This window comes from Streptomyces gelaticus, assembly GCF_014649535.1.
Classification (GTDB): domain Bacteria; phylum Actinomycetota; class Actinomycetes; order Streptomycetales; family Streptomycetaceae; genus Streptomyces; species Streptomyces gelaticus.
Map to the genome: position 1 here is coordinate 162,887 of NZ_BMTF01000001.1, position 19,326 is coordinate 182,212.

The window sequence follows — 19,326 nt, forward strand, 5'->3', positions numbered from 1 at the left end:
CATCAGTCCGGTACCTGGAAGCCTGATCCCTGGAGCGATCGTGACAACCCCATTCCACTACGAGCCCGGAGCGGCCCGGGGGCCGGTTCCGCCCCCCGAATGCCCGGCCCATGGCCTCGGCATCGGCCCCGGCGGACTGCGCCGGTTCTACGGCCCGGAGGCCGAGCGGGACCCCCACGGGCTCTACGACAAGCTGCGCGCCGAACACGGCACCGTGGCCCCCGTGCTGCTCCACGGGGACGTGCCCGCCTGGCTGGTACTCGGGCACAGCGAGAACCTGCACCTGACCCGTACGCCCTCGCAGTTCTCCCGCGACTCCCGGCGGTGGCGGGCCCTGCAGGACGGCAGCGTCGCCCCTGACCACCCGCTCGCCCCGATCTTCACCTGGCAGCCGATCTGCGTCTTCGCCGACGGTGCCACCCATGAGCGCCAGCGCGGCGCGGTCACCGACAGCATGGCCCGCATCGACACCCGCGGCGTCCGCCGGCACGTCAACCGCTACAGCAACCGGTTGGTCAACGAATTCTGCCAGGAGGGCCGCGTCGACCTGGTCAGCCAGTTCGCCGAACGGCTGCCGATGATGGTGATGTGCGCGATCCTCGGCATGCCCGAGGAGTACAACGACCGGATGGTCCAGGCCGCTCGCGACATGACCCGGGGCACGGCCACCGCCGTCGCGAGCAACGCCTACGTCCTTCAGGCCCTGACCCGGCTCGTCCAGCGCCGCCGCCGCGAACCCGCGGACGACTTCGCCACCTGGCTCGTCGAGCACCCCGCGCGGATGAACGACCAGGAGGTCAGCGAACACCTGAGGCTGATCCTCATCGCCTCCTACGAGGCGACCGCCAACCTGATCGCCAACGTCCTGCGCATGGTGCTCACCGACCCGCGCTTCCGGGCCAGGCTCAGCGGCGGGCACATGACGGTGCCCGAAGCAGTCGAGCAGACGCTGTGGGACGAGCCGCCGTTCACCGCGGTCTTCGGCCGCTGGGCGGTCGGCGACACCGAGCTCGGCGGCAAGCAGATCAAGGCCGGCGACGCCTTGATCGTCGGCATCGCACCGGCCAACACCGACCCGCTGGTCCGGCCCGATCCGACCGCCGACATGGCGGGCAACCGCGCCCATCTGGCATTCAGCGGCGGCCCCCACGAATGCCCCGGCCAGGACATCGGACGCGCCATCGCGGACGTCGGTGTCGACGCCTTGCTGATGCGACTGCCCGACCTCGAACTCGCCGTCGAGGAGAGCGAGCTGAGCTGGATCGGGAACATCATGGGCCGGCACCTGGTGGAGCTCCCGGCGGACTTCGCCGCCCGTGCCCCGCAGGACGACAAGGAACCGCCGTCCATGGGGAGGCCCAACCCGCCGCGCCAGGACTGGGAGGTGCAGTCGGCGGTCCGGCACACCGCACCCACCCCCGGGCGCGCCCCGGCCGCCGCGCCCCTGGGTACGACGGCAATGACCACGGCCGTCGACGAACCCGAGGGCACGGCCTCCGTGCCGACCGCGGTCGGCCGGATCCCGCAGCAGCGCGGTGAATCCGCGCCCGCGCGGCTGTGGCGCGCCGTTTCGCGCTGGTGGAGCGGCAACTGACCCGACCCGCACCTCGGCCGGAGACAGGACCGGCACCCGGCCCGGCGGCCACGGACCCCCACGTCCGCGGCTGCCGGGCCGGGCGCGTTCGGCGGGCGCGGCCGTCCGGGGCCGCTCGGCCCCGGACGGGCCCCGCCCCCGTACCATGCACAAGCGTGAAGCTGACAATTCTGGGCGGCGGCGGATTCCGGGTTCCACTCGTGTACGGGGCGCTGCTCGCCGATCACGCCGAGGGCCGCGTATCGGCGGTCACCCTCTACGACACCGACGCGGACCGGCTCACCGCCGTGGCCCGGGTGCTCGGCGAACAGGCCGCCGGTGTACCGGACGCGCCCGCCGTCACCGCCACCACCGAACTCGACGAAGCACTGCGCGGCGCCGACTTCGTCTTCTCGGCGATCCGCGTCGGCGGTCTCGAAGGCCGGGCGGCCGACGAGCGGGTGGCCCTCGACGAGGGCGTACTCGGCCAGGAGACGGTCGGCGCCGGCGGCATCGCGTACGGCCTGCGCACCGTGCCCGTCGCCGTCGACCTCGCGCAGCGCATCGCCCGGCTCGCCCCCGAGGCCTGGGTCATCAACTTCACCAACCCGGCCGGCCTGGTCACCGAGGCCATGTCCCGCTACCTGGGCGACCGGGTCATCGGTATCTGCGACTCCCCGGTGGGCCTCGGCCGCCGTATCGCCCGGGTGCTCGGCGTCGACCCCGACCGGGCCCGGATCGACTACGTCGGGCTCAACCACCTGGGCTGGGTCCGCGGGCTGTACGCCGACGGCCGGGACGAACTCCCGAGGCTGCTCGCGGACCCGGAACTGCTCGGTTCCTTCGAGGAGGGCAGGCTCTTCGGCACCGACTGGCTGCGGTCGCTGGGCGCCGTCCCCAACGAATACCTGCACTACTACTACTTCAACCGGGAAGCGGTACGCGCCTACCAGGACGCCCGGCAGACCCGCGGCGCCTTCCTCCGCGAGCAGCAGGAGGGCTTCTACGCCCGGATGAAGGACTCCGCCACCCCCGCCCTGTCCACCTGGGACCGCACTCGCGCCGAGCGCGAAGCCACCTACATGTCGGAGAACAGGGAGGTCGCCGGGGTCGGTGAGCGGGAGGAGAGCGACCTGGAGTCCGGCGGCTACGAGCAGGTGGCGCTCGCTCTCATGCGGGCCGTCGCCCGCAACGAACGGACCTCGCTCATCCTCAACGTCCGCAACCGCACCACGCTTTCGGTGCTCGACGCGGACGCGGTGATCGAGGTGCCGTGCCTGGTCGACGCCAACGGCGCCCGTCCCGTCGCCACCGACCCGCTTCCCCACCACGCCGTCGGACTGGTCACCGCGGTCAAGGCCGTCGAGCGCGCGGTACTGGACGCGGCGGACAGCGGCTCCCGGACCGCCGCCGTGAAGGCCTTCGCACTGCACCCGCTGGTCGACTCGGTGACCGTGGCCGGCCGCCTCTTCGACGGATACGTCAAGGTCCATCCCGGCCTTGCCTATCTGAACCGGCCCTGAGGCCCTTCAGGCACCGGACTCCGCTGCGCAGGAGCGGAGTTCGCTGCTGACCAGGAGGTGGAGCTGGGCCCCCAGCCAGGCCCGGGAACGTGCGACGAGGGCCTCCTCGTTCGGCGCGGCCCCGTCGTCCAGGGTCTCGACGAAGGCGCGCAGCAGGGTCGCGGCTCGGCTCAGGCCGGTGCGGGACAGCGTGGTCGCCGCTTCGTCGATCCGGGCGCGGGCAGGGACGTTCAGATGACGCAGCCCGCTGTGCGGTACCGCCGACATGGCGGATATCGCCTCGTCCAGCGCCGCCGTCAGCGGGTCCAGCGGGCGTCGCCCCACCGCTGCCAGTGCCGTGGAGCCGTCACCGGCGGCGAGATCGGGCAGGACCGTCCCCGCCGGGGTGAGCACCGCGAGCGGATCGATCCGGACCCCGCCGCCCCACCGGTGCAGCGAACCGCTGATGTGTGTGGCGCCGCCCTCCAGCGCGTCGGCCAGGGCGTCCAGCGCGCCGGGGCACTCCGGCCGGTACTCCGACGCCACCACCGCCCGGGTCCCCGCCGCGTCGCGCACGACGGCTTCGAGGCGCTGCTCGGCGGGGTCGTACCCGACGCTCTCCACCTCCGACATCGCGACGACATGGACCGTCTCCGCCTCGACCCGCGGCCGGATCAGCCGGGGCGGCCTGCTGTCCCAGCCCGCCGTCAGGGCGGTGAGATCCCGTACGAGCAACGGGTCGGGGAGTTCCGTCCAGGCGGCGCCGACCGGGGTGATGGTCGTCGTGCCGAGCCTGCCCCGGGCGACGGCCAGGGCGCGGCTCGGGGTGCGCCGGACGCTCTCGCTGACCAGGCTTCCGGCGGCCAGCGAGCCCAGCGGTGTGCCGAGAACACGGCGGGGGGCCAGCTGGTGCGCGGAGAGCTCCTTGCCCTCGGCGGCCGTCCAGGTCTTGCGCAGCACGAGGACGGTGCCCGCGCCGGGATGGGCGAAGTACACCTCGGAGACCAGGGACTGCGCGGTGCCGTGGACGCGGCAGCCGAGCGAGACGAGCCGGACCCGGCGCAGCGGGGTGTCCCCGGCCTCGCGGGTGCCGAGCACGCCGGCCTGGGCGGCGGCCCGACGCCGGGCGTGCACCTCGGTGAGCAGGGCGGCGACCGACTCCGGGCGGTAGTGGGCATCGCGGTCGGCGTACGCCGTGAGCTGGTCCGTCAGCTCGGCGATCGCACCAGCCGGCCAGTGCATCGATGCGGCGGTCAGTGCCGCACCGGCACGCGCCAGGGCCGCGCCGTGCACCGGCCCGACGTGGGCCACGCCCTCCGCCAGCAGCTCGTCCACCAGCCCCACGGCCGTGTCGAGCGCGGGCAGGGACGTGGCCGGTGCGGTGGGGCGGCCACCGACCTGGACGGATACCGAACGCTCCGCGGTGTCCGTGGCGTCGGCGGCCCGGAACGCCCATACCGCGAGCGCCACCACCTCGCCACGCAGCGCGGCCGTCGCGTCCGTCAGCGCGTACGCGATCTCGCCGGGGACCGGGAAACGCACCGCACAGGTGGGGAGATCGACCCGGGGCTCGGGACGACCGGGGGAGGGGCGGTGCACCACGGCGGCGTAACCCCGCTCGAAGGTCCGTCGGGCCGCGGCGACCGGGCGGGCGCCGACGGCCTCGGTCAGAGCCGCGTCGTCGGTGCGGCCGGGGGACCAGTCGGTGAACGTGGCGGGGGCGCTCTCCGGGTCGGCGACGGCGCCGCGTTGATGGGCCAGCACCAGGGCGATGAGGTGGCGGCACACACCCGGTGCGGCGCAGCTGCAGTCGCCCTCGTCCAGGCCGGTGCCGGGTGGCAGCGCGGTGGTGGTGCCGTCGGCGAACCGGGCGCGCACCGTGGTGTCCGGATCGGTGGTGAGAGCGGGCACCGTCCCTGCGTCCAGTTCCTTCGTGGCGCGTTTGACCAGGCCGCGGTTGGCCAGGGCGGCGAGCGTCTCCGGAGTGAGGGCGAGCAGATCGGGGCGCGCGGCGGCGCTGGCCCTCGGGTCGGTCATCGGCCCAGCCTCTCGGCGACGAACTCGGCGAGCCGGCCGGGTGTCATCGCCCCGACGTGTGCCCCGGCCGAGGCGAGCTGCCCGGCCGTCAGCCGGTCGTAGTCCGGCTCGGCGTCCTCGTCGAGTGCGGCCAGCCCCAGCACGGTGGAGCCCTGCTCCACCAGCCCTCGCACTGCCCGCACCAGCCGGTAGGGGTCCCCGCCCTCGTAGAAGTCGGTGATCAGCGCGACGATCGTGCGCCGGGGGTTCTCCACCAGGCCCGCGCCGTACTCCACGGCCCGTGCGATGTTGGTGCCGCCGCCCAGCTGGACCCGCATCAGAAGCTCCACCGGATCGGTCACGTCGGCCGTCAGGTCCACCACCTGGGTGTCGAAGGCGACCAGATGCGTCTTGAGGCCGGGCAGGCCCCACAGGCACGCGGCGGTCACCGCGGAGTGGATGACCGATCCGGCCATCGAGCCCGACTGGTCGACCAGCAGGATCAGCTGCCACTGCGTCACCTGGCGACGGGTACGGGAGTGGAAGTGGGCGCGCTCGATGAGCAGGCGCCGCTCGGCCGGCTGGTAGTGGGCCAGGTTGGCCTTCACGGTCTGCCGGAAGTCGAAGTCCCTCGCGAGCGGGACCCGGCTGGGCCTGCGGGAGCGGGTGCCGTGGAAGGCCCGGCGGATCTCCGGCCGGAGCCTGGCCATGAGCTGTTTCACCACCGACTCGACGATGCGCCGGGCCAGCCGCAGCACCTGCGGGTTCATCAGATGCTTGGTGCGCAGCACGGCACGCAGCAGGGTCTGGCTGGGCTCGACTCGTTCCAGCACCGCAGGGTCGGTGACGATCTCCTGGATCCCGTACTTCTCGACGGCATCGCGCTCCAGGCGCTCGATGGTCTCCTTCGGGAAGAGCCGGTGGATGTCGTCGAGCCAGTCGATCGCGGTCACCGCGGACGGGCCGTCGCCGCCCTCCCGAGGGGTGGTGCCGGAACGGCGCACCCCCCGCCGGGCGAGGTCGGGGTCGCGGCCGTAGAGCCAGTCGAGGGCGGCGTCGCGGCCGGCGTTGCCCGGCCCCAGCGGCCCGGTGTGCCGCTGGGCGGCGGAGCCGAGGATCAGCCTCCAGCGCTCCAGGCCGGCGTCGGGAACCGTGCCGGGGCCCTCTCCGGGCACGGGTGCCCGGCCGGGGGCTCGTTCGGGCGTGATCATGGGGTGGCTTCCAGTTCGTAGCGGGCCAGCAGTCGGGAGGCGGATTCCTCCAGGGCGCGGGCCCGGGCGATCAGCAGGGGGTCCGCGGTGGTCCGCAGCAGGGAACGCGAAGAGCCGCGCACCCCGCGCCGTTCCAGCAGGCGGCCGGCGATCCGGTCCCGCTCGCGCGGCGGGAAGAACGCGAAGGCCTGCCGCAGCGCGGGCAGCCCGGACAGGAACTCGTCGTCGGGCAGGGCGCAGACCAGGCCGTCCAGCACATCGATCAGCGAGTCGGCCCCCTCGCCGTCGTCGCTGACCACCGCGCCCGTCACCTCGTCCCGGGCGAGCGCGAACAGCCCGGCCAGCCAGTCGCCGAGGGCGTCCGTACCGGCTCTCGCCACCGTACGCACCGACTCGGCCGGGTCCCCGGCCGCGCCCGGGACCCGCACGATGGAGCGGTGCAGGCCGAACGCGGCCCCGCGCAGATCGATCGGCGCCTCGGGGTCACCGGCGATCCGCCGGGCGATACCGGCCGCGGTCTCCCGGGTCACGGAGAGCAACTCCGGTGCATGCAGCACCGCGTCACGCGCCGCGACCACGGCCCGCAGACGAGGGAAGTCCACCCCCGACGAGCCGCGTGCACCCTCCAGGAGCCACAGCAGCCGTTCTGTCGCCCCTTCGATCACGGTGCCGAGCAGTGGACCGTGCGCCATGCCGAACACCCGGTCGTGCCGCCACAGCCCGAGCGCCGTGGCGAGCACCTCCCCGAGGGGGCCGGGCGTGGGCAGATCATGTACGCGGGCGGTGAGTTCGCCGAGCAACTGGTCCGAGAGGCCGTCCATCCCGCACAGCACGGCGTCGAACAGCGCCTTTGCCAGGTGATCGGCCTGGGCCGAGCCGGTCCGCGTCCGCTCGGCGAGCGCGACAGCCGCCGCCTCGGCCAGAGTGGCTCCGTACGCCCCCGCCTCCACCAGCGCGGCCTCGCGCCCCGCGACGGACTGCGCCTCCCAGCGTTCGGTGAACACCGGGTCCGCACCGTGGGCGGGACCGGCGGTCCGCACATGGCCGGGGATCGCCAACACCCGTAGCCGGTGGAGCGTCCGGCTGCGCTCCAGACCGGCGGCGTCCGTGAGATCGAGTCGGTACGTGGCCTCGGGGCCGCCGTCCAGCGCCAGCCCGGCGAGCTGCGCCGCGACGTCGTGGACCAGGGGCGGCGCCGGAGTGGCGGGATGGAGCCGCCCGGTGCGGTCGCCGCCGCAGGCCGCGACCATCTCGACCACCGCGGGATGGGCACCCGCCGTCATGGTGCCCCGGCCCGTCCACGGCAGCGGGCGGTCCAGGTCGTCCGTGATCAGCGCGCCCGCCAGGCCGTCCAGCACGTCGATCCTGGCGGGGCGCGGATGGCCGCGCAGCGCCGTGAGCCCCTGGGCCAGGCTCCGGGCGGCGATCAGATCGGCCGTGGACACAGGGAATCTCCGTGCCCGCAGCCGCTCGACGACCGCCCGCAGCAAACCGTCCGCCGCTGCCTCGGGACCCGTCTCCCACACCTGCTGGTAGTACTCGGGCGACGGCATCCCCGACTGGTACCCGGCGAACGCGTCCAACTGCCGGAAGGAGTACGGCACGAGGAAGCTCCCGGCCAGGGCGCCGTCCGGCGGCGAGGGCACCCGCGGCCAGCCGTCCTCGCCCCGCTCCCAGCCGCCCGCGCCGCTCCGCCCACCGGATTCGGTGAGCGCGCGGAGCGCGGGCCGGTGGAAGCCGCCGGTGACCACCAGAACCGGCCGGTCCCCGGCGGACTCCACCGCCGCGCGCACCCACGCGGCCATGTACGTCTCCCGCGCCCTGTCGCCCGCGTCGGCCTCCGCGTCACCCCGGACCAGCGCGAAGTATGCGTCGAGCCGCTCGGCGAGACCCTCGTCCGGCTCGACCTCGAACAGGCGGTCCCACAGCGCGTCGGAGGAGTCCACCGCGAAGTGCCGGCACAGCCGCTCCGTCGCCTCGGCATAGCGCGCCTCCGCGTCGGCGTAGCGGTTGCTGCGCTCGGCGAAGGCCGGATGCCAGGCCGGCAGATCGATGAAGCGGACCTCCGCCCCGGCCGCCCGCCCCGCCCGCAGCGCGACCCACTCCGGCGAGTAGTCGCACAGCGGGGCCCAGGACGTCGCCGCCCGCTCCCCGTCGCGGTAGTGGCTGAACACCGCGACAGGCAGCTCGTGCCCGAGCAACAGCTCGTCCAGCCGGCCGTTCATCTCGGCGGGACCCTCGATCAGCACCTGGGCGGGCCGGAGCTCGTCGATGGTCCGCTCCACCAGCCGTGCGCAGGCGGGGGAGTGGTGACGCACCCCCAGGAAAACCGCGGGCATCAGTCGGCCAGCAGATGGCGCGCGTCGTGCAGGGCCTTCCAGTGCGGACCGGGACGGTGCGGCACCTGCTGCTCCAGATAACGGCGCAAGCGGGCCAGGTCCTCCGGGCTGTCCTTCGCCGCCGTGCCCGCCAGACAGGCCACCACGTCGGCGGCACTGCCCGGCTCGCCGCGCAGGAACCAGCCCCGCACCCCCACGGCATGGGCGACGGACACGGCCTCCGCCGTGCTCATCACCGCCGAGGCACGGTCCGGGCCGGCACCGGAACCGCCCTTCTCACCGGCCCCCGCACGCAGCTCCCGGAACGTGCCGACCAGGACCTCCAGCACATCCCGGTCCGGCGGCGGCTCCACTCCGGAGCGCCGCAGCAGAGTCGTCACCTCGGCCTCCACCAGCGCCAGTTCGGTGTCCAGATCGGGGATCGGGAAGACAGTCTCGAAGTTGAAACGCCGCTTGAGGGCCGCGCTCATCTCGTTGACACCCCGGTCCCGGGTATTGGCCGTGGCGATGACATTGAAGCCCTGACGGGCGAAGACCATGCCGTCGGGGCCGGTCAGCTCGGGGATGGCCACCACCCGCTCGGAGAGCAGTGACAGCAGCGAGTCCTGCACCTCCAGCGGACAGCGGGTGATCTCCTCGAACCGGACGAGCCTGCCCTCCGCCATGCCCCGCAGCATCGGGGCGGGCACGAGCGACCGGGTGGAGGGCCCCTCGGCGACCAGCAGCGCGTAATTCCATCCGTACTTGATCTGGTCCTCGGTGGTGGCCGCACCGCCCTGCACCGTCAGCGTCGAGTCCCCGCTGACCGCGGCCGCGATCAGCTCGGACAGCAGTGACTTGGCGGTGCCCGGCTCTCCGACCAGCATCAGCCCGCGGCTCGTCGCCAGCGTCACCAGAGCCCGGTCCACCAGCGAAGGGTTGCCGACGAACTTCCGGCTGATGCCCGTCTCCACGTCACCGATGACGAACCGGCGCGCGGCACGCAGGCTCAGCTCCCAACCGGGCGGACGCGGATCGCGGTCGTCCGCCCGCAGGGCGGCCAGCTCCTCGGCGTACCGCACCTCGGCCGGGGGCCGCTGCACCGGTGTCGCATCACCGTCCGGCGCCCCGGCACGGATCTCGTCCCTCATGGTCACGACGCCACGCCCTCGGTGAGTTCGGCCAGGTCGACGAGGAGTTCGGACACGGTCACCGCGTCCATCCCGGCGAACCGGAGCGCATGGTCACGACGAGTCCAGTGGTCATCGGGCTGATCGTCGAGCCAGACCGTCTCCAGAACCTGCTCGGGGAACATGTCGACCACACCGACCGCGATGCCGGGGTCCAGTGCGATCACGAGGTAGCAGCCGTCGCTCAGCCGCTTGGAGATCCAGCGCTCCACCCCGGCGTCCTGGGGGATGCCGCGCTGCCATCCGCGCCGCTCCAGCCCGAGCACCTTCCCGATCGGCACCTTGAGGCCCTCGAACCGGGTGAGCCGGTACTCCCCGGCCTCCTCCTCGGACAGCGTGAGCACGGTGCGTCCGAGCTGCGGGAACGGCTGCAGGATCTCGTAGTCGGCGAACACCTCGGACCAGGCGTTCAGTCCGTCACCGAGGTGCAGCGGGTGCGCGAGCCGCACGGTCGCGTCGTCGGGCAGGGCGAAGACATCGTCCTCGACGTCGGCGAACGTACGGTCCTCCGCGACCCGGAACGCGGTGCGCGCCGTACCGTCCGTCTCGCTCAGCCACACCAGCCGGCGCACCAGGTGCCACATCAGCGGGTGGCCGACGAACAGCTCCTGGAACTCCTGGGCCGTCCAGGACCGTCCGGTCACCATCGCGGCCTCCAGACGCCTCACCTGGTCCGAGGCGACCGTACGGACGTCCTTCTTGAGCATCATGAACCGCTTGCGTTCCGCAGGAGCGAGCTCCGCGTCGTCCCGGGCGCCCGGCTTCGGGAGGTCCTTGCGGCGCTTGCCGTCACCGTCCAGCACGTAGGGCCGCAGCTGCTCGTCGAAGCCGACCGTGAACGAACGGGTGCCGTAGTCGACGACGGTCGAGCCGTTCGCGTCCAGGCCGAAGTCCGGAACCAGACGGTCGGAGAGCTGCTCCCCGGTCAGCCCCAGCCCCGCGGCGACCTCGGCGATCTTCTCCTGGGCCCGTACCTTGAGCGCCTTGAACTTCACCCGCTGCGAGATGCCGTGCAGATGCAGAAGCGCCACGTCGCTGCCGATGGACGCCAGCACGTCGAGCCCTTCCACGGCCCGGTGGTGCGCGCCCTCACCGGGCCAGGAACGCAGGACCGGCGTGAGCCGGCGCACCGTCTCGTCGTCACCCAGCAGCCCCAGGGCGTGCAGGGCCCACGACTCCTTCGCGGGCATGTTCGCCAGGCGCCACTGCTCGAACAGGGCCCAGGCGAACTCGGCGAGCGAGTCGGCCGTGGCCGTTTCGGTCAGCGAGGCGATTCCCGGATACACCTCGCCGGGCTTCGAGAGCGCCAGCATCGTCAGGGCATGGCGCGCCGACGCCACCGGCAGCGCGCCGCCGGACCGGACCAGGATCTGCGGCAGCACCGAGGGCTCCGTCCAGCCCGGCAGTTCCGGCATCCTGGCCGGCAATGCCCGCTCCAGCGGGTCCGCGGCCAGCAGCCCGTCCACCGCGGCCGCCGCCTCCGCGCCGTACGCACGGGCGGCCTCGCGCACCACCGCGTCGCCGTGCACCGTGGCGATCAGCGTCAGAGCCTGCTCGGCGGAGCGCCGTGCGATGCCCGCCTTGCCCACGGCGTCCGGCACCAGCAGCGGGGCGGCCGCGACGCCGTGCCGGGTGAACCAGGAACGGGCTGTCGTCGCGGTGGACTTCAGCCGGACCGCCCAGTTGGCCATGTACCGGGCGACCTCCACATCGACGAATGGGAGGAGCAGCGGGGCGAGCGAGCTCGGCTGCCGGGGCACGGCACGCAACAGCAGCGGCAGTGCGGCCAGGCCGAAACGTGCGGCGATCGGCCTGAGCGTGTCCTCGCCGTCCCACAGATCGGTCGGATCCCAGGTCGCGAGCAGTGGGGCGACCACTTCCTCGTCGGCGTGGACGAACACCCATGCCGGTCGCAGACCTTCCGCGGCCGGGCTGTGGCGCAGGACGTCGAGGTGCTCGTTCAGATCGCCCTTGTTGCGCTCGGTGGTGTACCAGGAGGAGGTGGCCGCCCAGGCGGCCTGTTCCCCCGGCAGCCACTCCAGGGCGGGTTCGGACACCGCGGTCAGGCCCGTCACCGCCTTGGTCCGGACGGTGGTGCGGGGCCGGGACCACGGCGGGGCCGTCAGCACGGCAGGCAGGGCGTCCACCGGGGCGTCGGCGATCAGGTCCGCCGGATTGAGCAGCGGTTCGACAATCTCCACGACCTCGGGACCGAGATCGCCGAGCGCCAGCGACACCACCTCCCGGTGGGCGCCGACATGGCTCCCCAGCAGCTGCAGCGACCGGGACGCGGCGGCCGAACCGCCGCCCGCCTCGGCGGCCAGCAGGCGCACCGCACGTACCGGATAGCGGCGCATGGCTTCCAGGAGCGAGGGGCGGACATGCTTGGAGTCCGCGTGCGCCAGCAGGCCCAGAAAGGCCTCGTCGGTGGGCAGCTCCGCCAGGGCGTCGGCGGCTTGCTTCACGCCGTCCGAGTAGTAGTGGTTGCCGTCGAGCGTGGCGGCCAGCGGCTGAGAGACGGCAGATCCGATGCCCTCGGCCACCGTGGCGATGGTCGCGACACCGAGGGTGAAGTCCGGGCGGTAGGGGAGCAGTTCCAGCTGGTGGGCCGAGTACAGCGAGCCGAACACCATGGCGCGCAGCGTGCGGTTCTGCTTCGCGCCCACCGCGGGATCCGCGCAGAGCTCGTCCACCCAGTGGGTCTCGCTCGGCACCAGGTAGGAGACGATGATCTTGCGCAAGGTGTCGGTGCGGCACTCGGCCAGCGCCTCGACCGCCGCCCGGTAGGTCTCTTCGTCGGCCGCTGCGAGCAGCGCACGGACCCGGTCGATCGGGGCCCGGTGCTGCCGGGCCCAGTGCGCGTGGCGGGGGCCGGGGAGAGCCATCAGCCGGGCTGCGCCCCGCTTGAGTCCGCTCTGCCGCCAGTAGGCCTCGACCGAGAACACCTCGGTCGCGGTCCGTGCGGCGAACGGCAGGCCGTAGCGCTCGGACCAGAAGTCCGCCCACCCCGGGCCACCGGCGATCGCGGCCAGCGCGGCCGCGCCGGCCGGTGAGGGCTCTCCGCCGAGGTGGGCCCGCAGCGACGCGGCCACCGAGGCGTCCGAGTCCGGCGAGTCCACGAATTCCCGGATCCAGGCGGCGTCCTCCACGAGCCTGGCCTCGATCGCGTCGAACGCCTCCCGCCGGATCCTGGCCGGCCCGCGGTGCACTCCGCCGCGCCGGGGATGGAGCACTCGCTTCCAGCTGGCGGGCAGGGTGAAGGTGTCCTCGTCCGGGAGAACGACGGTGCCGACGGCGGTGTCCCCCTCCGGGACCCCACCGGGGGCGGTTGCGGCCGTCGTGGCGTCCGGAGTGGGAACGGCGGGGGCCGAGGCCGACGCCGCGACCTCGCGGTACCCCTTCTTCTCCTTCTCCGCGATCGTCCTGACGACCTGTGCCGCCGCTGCCTCGGCCGACGCGTACTCCTTGGTCTGGGTGCGTCCGTCGCTTCCGCACCGCCCGTAGCGCACCGTCACCACGGCGCCTTCGGCCTCGGTCTCCCAGAACTTCGACGCACTGCCCTCGACATATTCCCAGCGGCGCACGGCTCCGCCCCTTCCCGCCCGCAGCCCGCTCCGCCGCGGACTTCTCGATCAGTGGTGCCACAGTAGAACGGGCCACTGACAACGCTGCGTGACCGGGATGTCCGGTGGATGAATCAGCAGGTCAGGGGGCGGAGACGGCACGCTCGCCGCCGGACGGCGCCCACGACGGTGCCACGCCTGTCACCTGGCACACCATCAGGAAGAGCGGGATGGGCGGGGTGTACGGCGTCCGGTTGTCCGGCTGGTGGATCAGCCGGGGCCGCACCGCGGGGACGAACGCCCCCTTCGCGTAGGTGACCTGCGGGGGCCAGTCCAGATCGAGGTCGGAGCCGGCGGGCACGATCCACCACCAGCGGTCGGCGTCCGCGAAGACGCAGCCGGTGCGCGGCAGGTGCGACATCAGCCGGAAGCCGTACCGGGCCGGTACTCCCACCGCGTCGCAACCCAGGCTCGCCGACAGCGCGGGCGGCATCGGCAGACGCACGGTGCCCGCCGCACCGACGGCCGGCCGGGGCTCACGGGTGCGTCGTGCGCCGAGCAGATGGGACATCGCGTTCTTCAGCATGAGCGCTCCGGGCCGTGCGGCAGTTCCGCCCAGACGATGCGGCCCGTGCCGTTGCCCGCGTCGCGGGAACCCCAGGAGCTGCACATCGCGTCGACGAGCAGCAGGCCGCGTCCGTGCTCGTCGTCGGCGGTCCGGCGCAGCTGCGGCCCGCCGGACTGGTGTCCTTGGTCCTGCACGGCTATGCGCAGCCGTCTGTCGAGGCGGCGCAGCTCGCACACGACACGAGAGCTCATGGTGTGCACCACCGCGTTGGTGACCAGTTCCGAAACGATCAGGAGCGCCGAGTCATGGGCGTCCGCGTCCAGCCGCCACTTGTCGAGCCGCGCCCGCGTCAGCCTGCGTGCACCGGCCACCGACTCGGGGTGCGCAGGCAGGGCGAAGCAGTACCGGAGCGCCTCCGTCCCGGGACTGAGATCCATGAGCCGGGGGATGAGCGCACTGCCAGGTGCCACAACCGATTCCTCACAGTGGGGGCTGCGTCACGCTCCGCGTTCCCATGCGAATGAGGGCGGGCGAGACATCGTGAACTGGTTCACTCAACAACTCTCCCCCTGTCGTGAACACTTGGCAAGGGGCACTCTGAAATTTTCAGAGTGGCTGTGTTCTGGTCGGCCCGTGCATGGCACACTGCTCGCAAACAGCGCATGGGGAGGTCTGAAGTGAGCGAACCGCGGTCCGCCCCGACCGTGGGTCAGGTCGTTCTCGGCAAGCGCCTGCAGGATCTGCGGGAGCGCGTCGGCCTGAGCCGTGACCAGGCTGCCAAGGTGCTGCGGGTCGCACCTGCGACGATACGCAGGATGGAGACCGCGGAGGTCGCTCTCAAGATCCCCTACGTGCAGATGCTGCTGAAGGCGTACGGGGTCTCGGACGACGAGACCGAGGCCTTCGTGGAACTCGCCGAGGAGGCCAACAAACCCGGCTGGTGGCAGCGGTTCCACGACGTGCTGCCCGACTGGTTCAGCATGTACGTCAGCCTGGAGGGTGCCGCGAGCCTCCTGCGCATGTACGAGCCGCACTTCGTCCCCGGACTGCTGCAGACCGAGGACTACGCGCGTTCGGTGATGCGCACCGGAGCGGTGGGCCAGACCAGACCCGAGGACATCGAGCGCCATGTGGCGCTGCGGATGCAGCGCCAGTCCCTGCTCACCAGACCGGACGCCCCGAGGCTGTGGGTGGTGATGGACGAGACGGTGCTGCGCCGCCCCGTCGGCAGCGTCGAGGCCATGCGGGCGCAGATCGACCGGCTGCTCGAAGCGACCGAGATGCCGCATGTGACGCTCCAGATCGCGGAATTCTCCACGGGACACCACCCGGGTACCTACGGCCCGTTCGTCCTCTTCCGCTTCGGCGTCCCCGAACTCCCCGACATGGTCTACAGCGAGTACCTGACCGGAGCCGTCTACTTCGACGCGCGCCCCGAGGTGGCCTCCTACCTCGAAGTCATGGACCGCATGGCGGCTCAGGCCGCAACTGCACAACGCACGAAGGAAATCCTCCGGGACTTCCGCAAGGAGCTGTGATGGATCCCATATACAACGGCATGCCGGCCGCCGAACTCGGCTCCGAGGGCTGGCACAAGCCGTGGAGCGGTGGGAACGGAGGAAATTGCGTCGAAGCGATGAAGCTGTCCGACGGCAGGATCGCCGTACGCCAGTCCGCCGATCCCGACGGCCCCGCCCTGATCTACACCCCCCGTGAGATCGCGGCGTTCATCCAGGGGGCCAAGTCGGGTCAGGCGGACTTCCTGCTCACCTGAGTCCGCGGCCCGACCGGGCCGGTCCGCCGGCCCGGATCCGTGGTGCCGGAGCCGACCCGGCCCCACACTCTTGTTTGTTCGCCGACCTATGGACCCATGGAGCGCGCTATGACCGGGCACGAATCCCCAGGCATCGATATCGACACCACCAAGCCTCATCCCGCCCGGATGTACGACTGGTTCCTCGGTGGCAAGGACAACTACCCGGTCGACGAAGAGATGGCCCGCCAACTGCTCGCCGTCGACGCGCGGGGGCGGGACATGGCCCGGGTCAACCGTGCCTTCATGCACCGGGCCACCCGATGGCTGGCCGAGAACGGCATCCGCCAGTTCCTCGACATCGGCACGGGCATACCGACCGAGCCGAATCTCCATCAGATCGCCCAGCGGACCGCCCCGGACGCGCGCATCGTCTACTGCGACAACGACCCCATCGTCCTCGCACACGCGGCGGCCCTGCTGCGCTCCACCCCGCAGGGCGCCACCGAGTACGTCCAGGCCGACGCCCGAAAGCCCGAGGCCATCCTCGAAGCGGCCGGCCGGGTTCTCGACTTCGGCAGGCCGATCGCCCTGTCGATGCTCGCCCTGCTGCACTTCCTGGACGACGAGGACGGCGCAGCCGAACTCGTCGGCCGCCTCGTCGAGCGGCTGCCCTCCGGCAGCTACCTGGTGCTCTCGCACACCACGGGGGACTTCGACCCCGAGGGCGCGGCGCAGGCGTCCGCCATGTACCGCGCACGGGGGATGACGCTGCGCCTGCGCTCCCACGCCGAGATCACCACCTTCTTCGACGGTCTGGAACTCGTCGAGCCCGGGGTCTCGCTGTCCGCGGACTGGCACCCGGAGCTCGGTGAGGTCATCGAGGTCCCCGGCGACGAGCCGATCCCGGGCTACGCGGGCGTGGCCCGCAAGGTCTGACCGGGCACCGCCGCCACCGGCGGCCGGCCGGTCGGCCACGGACCCCGGCTTCCAGAACCGGCAGCACCACGGGTCACAATGGACGCATGTCACGACGCACCACACGACCGGCCCGGCCCGCCGCCGGAGTACGGACCCCCGCCGTCACGGGGGAATCGCCGTGCCCCTGCGGCCTCCCCGCCGGCTACGCACAGTGCTGCGGCCGCCTGCACGCCGGGACCGTCGCCGCGTCGAGCTGCGAGTCGCTGATGCGCTCCCGGTACGCCGCCTTCGTCGTCCGGGACGAGGCGTATCTGCTGCGCACCTGGCACCCCGACACCCGGCCGCCCGCCGTCGACTTCGACCCCGCGATGCGCTGGGTGCGCCTGGAGGTGCTGGAGACGACCGAGGGCAGCCCGTTCCACACCGCGGGCACGGTCACGTTCCGTGCGCACTACACGGACAACGGGCGGCCGGGCTCGCTGCACGAGAAGAGCCGCTTCGTCCGTCACGAGGGCGCCTGGGTGTACGCGACCGCCGTCTTCGTCGACTGACGCGGCCGACCGACGCGTGGGTCCGGCGGTCGGACACTCAGTCCGCCGCCCCCGCCGGGACCTTCTCCGGTGACAGCTGCTGCGCCAGGTCCTCCGCCAGCAGCCGTTTGGCGATCACGTCGACCGCCGCCCGCAGCTGCCGGTCGTCCGGCCGCGCCCCGTGCTCGCCCAGGCGCTCGCCCAGCCACCGCGCCCACGCGTCGGTGATAGCCGCGGCCTCCCGGCTCCCGGCGACGGTATGCGTGAACAGACGACCGTCGCCGGTGAGATAGCCCTCCTCGATCATCCGGTCGAAGACCGGCACCAGTACCTCGGGCGGCAGCCGGTGCCGGGCCGCGATCAGCCGCAGACCCGCGTGGCCCACCATCCGCGTGAAGAGCTCGACCTGCATCACCGCCCAGGCGCCCGCCATGTCCAGCCTGGTGTCCGAGTCCGCGACGATCCGCCGGGCCGTGTCCGGCCCCGCTCGGCGCAGGATCTTGGCCACGGAGAATTCGAGGAGCCTGGCCGGGTCGCCGGTGGTGGGCTGGGCGAAGCCCTCGCCCATGTCCGTGGAGCCCGCCCGGGCCGTGTCCCGCAGCTTCACCTCTTTCAGGAAGAGCGCCACGAAGAACCCCAGGACCGCCACCGGCACCGTCCACAGGAACACGGTGTGCAGCGTGTCCGCGTACGCCTGGGCCAGCGGGGCGGACTGCGCGGGGGGAAGAGCGTGCAGCCCCGCCGGGCTCAGCGCGGCCTTCGCGAGCGTCGCGGGGTCGCCGCCGGCCCGCGCCGCCGCCGCGATGCCGTCGGTCAGATTGGGCTTCAGCGCGTTGGCGTAGATCGTCCCGAAGACCGCCGTGCCGAAGGAACTGCCGAGCGTACGGAAGAACGTCACACCGGACGTCGCCGTACCCAGGTCCGCGTAGTCGACCGTGTTCTGCACGGCGATCGTCAGCACCTGCATGGCCAGACCGATTCCGGTTCCGAGTACCAGCATGTACAGCGACTCCAGCCACCCTCCGGTGTCCGGGCCCATCCGGGAGAGCAGATACAGCCCCACCGCCATGACCAGCGAGCCGATGATGGGGAACAGCCGGTACCGGCCCGTCCTGGAGACCACGTTGCCGCTGAAGACCGAGGCGACGAGGAGCCCGAGGACCATCGGCAGCGTCCGTACGCCCGACAGGGTCGCCGAGTCCCCGTCCACGTACTGCAGATACGTCGGCAGGAAGATCATCGCGCCGAGCATCGCGAAGCCCACGATGAAGCTCAGGACCGAGCAGACGGTGAACACCGGATTCCGGAAGAGCCGCATGGGCAGCATCGGCTCCGCGGCCCGGAACTCCACGAGGCAGAAGAGCGCCAGCGCGACGAGGCCGCCCGCGAAGAGGCCGAGAATGACGGGCGAACCCCACGCGTACTCGTTGCCGCCCCAGCTCGTCGCCAGGATCAGCGCGCTCGCGCCGACCGTGACCATCGCGATGCCCAGGTAGTCGATGACGGGCCGGCCCGCGGCCTTGACCGACGGGATCGTCCGGGCCGCGGCGATCACCACCGCGACGGCGATCGGCACATTGACGTAGAACGCCCAGCGCCAGCTCAGATGGTCGGTGAAGAGCCCGCCGAGCAGCGGCCCGATCACCGTCGACACCCCGAACACCGCACCGATCGCGCCCTGGTACTTGCCGCGCTCGCGCAACGGGATCACATCGGCGATCAGCGCCATCGAAGTGACCATCAGCCCGCCGGCCCCGATGCCCTGCAGCCCGCGCCAGACGATCAGCAGCGTCATGTTGGTCGCGAGACCGCAGAGGAACGAGCCGGTGATGAAGATGATCGCCGACAGCTGGAAGATGATCTTCCGACCGAACAGGTCGCCGAACTTGCCCACCAGGACCGTCGCCACCGTCTCCGCGAGCAGATACGCGGTGACCACCCAGGACATGTGGGCGGCGCCGCCGAGATCCGAGACGATCGTCGGCAGCGCGGTGCCGACGATGGTCTGGTCCAGGGCGGCCAGCAGAAGACCCAGCACGATCGTCGCGAAGACGATGTTCCGGCGGCGCGGATCGAGTACGGGCGGCGCGGCGGCACTCTGCGCGGCGGGGGCGGTCTCGCTGGCAGTGGTCACGCTTGCACCTTCACACCGGCCCGGGCTTCGCGCATGTGGGGGACGGC

At 72.4% G+C, this 19,326-nt stretch carries 14 protein-coding genes; 6 read left to right on the plus strand and 8 right to left on the minus strand.

Annotated elements, in window-relative coordinates; genetic code table 11:
* Window positions 1–40 precede the first annotated feature (40 nt).
* Together IE107_RS00755 and IE107_RS00760 are read left to right on the plus strand one after the other, a co-directional pair.
* A complete protein-coding gene (locus IE107_RS00755) occupies window positions 41–1,594 on the plus strand; it encodes a cytochrome P450 (protein WP_189539839.1) in 1,554 nt (517 codons plus the stop codon).
* Between the two features lie 155 nt (window positions 1,595–1,749).
* Window positions 1,750–3,096, plus strand: coding sequence for a 6-phospho-beta-glucosidase (locus IE107_RS00760; RefSeq protein WP_189539841.1), 1,347 nt, complete (start codon window positions 1,750–1,752; stop codon window positions 3,094–3,096).
* A gap of 6 nt (window positions 3,097–3,102) precedes the next feature.
* Here IE107_RS00760 and IE107_RS00765 read toward each other — a convergent pair whose 3' ends face one another.
* The 7 genes from IE107_RS00765 to IE107_RS00795 form a co-directional block, all read right to left on the minus strand.
* Window positions 3,103–5,112, minus strand: coding sequence for a YehQ family protein (locus IE107_RS00765; RefSeq protein WP_189539844.1), 2,010 nt, complete (start codon window positions 5,110–5,112; stop codon window positions 3,103–3,105).
* Window positions 5,109–6,302: a VWA domain-containing protein gene (locus tag IE107_RS00770; RefSeq protein ID WP_189539846.1), complete on the minus strand. Its 1,194-nt coding sequence runs from the start codon at window positions 6,300–6,302 to the stop codon at window positions 5,109–5,111. Before IE107_RS00770 ends, IE107_RS00765 begins: the two co-directional genes overlap by 4 nt.
* Window positions 6,299–8,641 (minus strand): DUF5682 family protein, encoded by a 2,343-nt coding sequence (locus IE107_RS00775; protein ID WP_189539848.1) that lies wholly within the window; start codon window positions 8,639–8,641, stop codon window positions 6,299–6,301. The genes IE107_RS00770 and IE107_RS00775 overlap by 4 nt, the downstream gene beginning before the upstream one ends.
* The gene (locus tag IE107_RS00780; RefSeq protein WP_189539850.1) at window positions 8,641–9,771 is read right to left on the minus strand and encodes an ATP-binding protein; all 1,131 of its coding nucleotides are present in this window, start codon (window positions 9,769–9,771) and stop codon (window positions 8,641–8,643) included. Before IE107_RS00780 ends, IE107_RS00775 begins: the two co-directional genes overlap by 1 nt.
* 2 nt (window positions 9,772–9,773) lie before the next feature.
* Window positions 9,774–13,394 carry a WGR and DUF4132 domain-containing protein gene (locus tag IE107_RS00785; protein WP_189539852.1) on the minus strand — a complete coding sequence of 1,207 codons (3,621 nt, stop codon included), beginning with the start codon at window positions 13,392–13,394 and terminating at the stop codon, window positions 9,774–9,776.
* A gap of 121 nt (window positions 13,395–13,515) precedes the next feature.
* On the minus strand, window positions 13,516–13,959 hold the full coding sequence (locus tag IE107_RS00790; protein WP_189539854.1) for a hypothetical protein: 444 nt from the start codon (window positions 13,957–13,959) through the stop codon (window positions 13,516–13,518).
* Complete coding sequence (locus tag IE107_RS00795; RefSeq protein WP_189539856.1) at window positions 13,953–14,411, minus strand: ATP-binding protein; 459 nt, start codon at window positions 14,409–14,411, stop codon at window positions 13,953–13,955. Before IE107_RS00795 ends, IE107_RS00790 begins: the two co-directional genes overlap by 7 nt.
* A 207-nt stretch (window positions 14,412–14,618) precedes the next feature.
* Between IE107_RS00795 and IE107_RS00800 the strand changes: the two genes are divergently transcribed.
* From IE107_RS00800 to IE107_RS00815, 4 genes are all read left to right on the plus strand, one after another.
* On the plus strand, window positions 14,619–15,479 hold the full coding sequence (locus IE107_RS00800; RefSeq protein ID WP_189539858.1) for a Sco1979 family transcriptional regulator: 861 nt from the start codon (window positions 14,619–14,621) through the stop codon (window positions 15,477–15,479).
* Window positions 15,479–15,715 (plus strand): DUF397 domain-containing protein, encoded by a 237-nt coding sequence (locus IE107_RS00805; protein ID WP_072485026.1) that lies wholly within the window; start codon window positions 15,479–15,481, stop codon window positions 15,713–15,715. Before IE107_RS00800 ends, IE107_RS00805 begins: the two co-directional genes overlap by 1 nt.
* Before the next feature lie 108 nt (window positions 15,716–15,823).
* Complete coding sequence (locus IE107_RS00810) at window positions 15,824–16,633, plus strand: SAM-dependent methyltransferase (RefSeq protein ID WP_189539860.1); 810 nt, start codon at window positions 15,824–15,826, stop codon at window positions 16,631–16,633.
* 86 nt (window positions 16,634–16,719) lie between these two features.
* A complete protein-coding gene (locus IE107_RS00815; protein WP_189539862.1) occupies window positions 16,720–17,166 on the plus strand; it encodes a YchJ family protein in 447 nt (148 codons plus the stop codon).
* A 37-nt stretch (window positions 17,167–17,203) separates the two neighbouring features.
* On the opposite strand, the gene IE107_RS00820 is transcribed toward IE107_RS00815, so the two are convergent.
* Window positions 17,204–19,279: an MDR family MFS transporter gene (locus IE107_RS00820; protein WP_189539863.1), complete on the minus strand. Its 2,076-nt coding sequence runs from the start codon at window positions 19,277–19,279 to the stop codon at window positions 17,204–17,206.
* Between the last annotated feature and the right edge of the window lie 47 nt (window positions 19,280–19,326).

Excerpts from the sequence above, each read along its gene's own strand:
- IE107_RS00765 (WP_189539844.1), bottom strand. The coding sequence starts at position 5,112 with ATGACCGACCCGAGGGCCAGCGCCGCCGCGCGCCCCGATCTGCTCGCC.
- IE107_RS00770 (WP_189539846.1), bottom strand. The coding sequence starts at position 6,302 with ATGATCACGCCCGAACGAGCCCCCGGCCGGGCACCCGTGCCCGGAGAG.
- IE107_RS00775 (WP_189539848.1), bottom strand. The coding sequence starts at position 8,641 with ATGCCCGCGGTTTTCCTGGGGGTGCGTCACCACTCCCCCGCCTGCGCA.
- IE107_RS00780 (WP_189539850.1), bottom strand. The coding sequence starts at position 9,771 with ATGAGGGACGAGATCCGTGCCGGGGCGCCGGACGGTGATGCGACACCG.
- IE107_RS00790 (WP_189539854.1), bottom strand. The coding sequence starts at position 13,959 with ATGCTGAAGAACGCGATGTCCCATCTGCTCGGCGCACGACGCACCCGT.
- IE107_RS00805 (WP_072485026.1), top strand. The coding sequence starts at position 15,479 with ATGGATCCCATATACAACGGCATGCCGGCCGCCGAACTCGGCTCCGAG.
- IE107_RS00810 (WP_189539860.1), top strand. The coding sequence starts at position 15,824 with ATGACCGGGCACGAATCCCCAGGCATCGATATCGACACCACCAAGCCT.
- IE107_RS00815 (WP_189539862.1), top strand. The coding sequence starts at position 16,720 with ATGTCACGACGCACCACACGACCGGCCCGGCCCGCCGCCGGAGTACGG.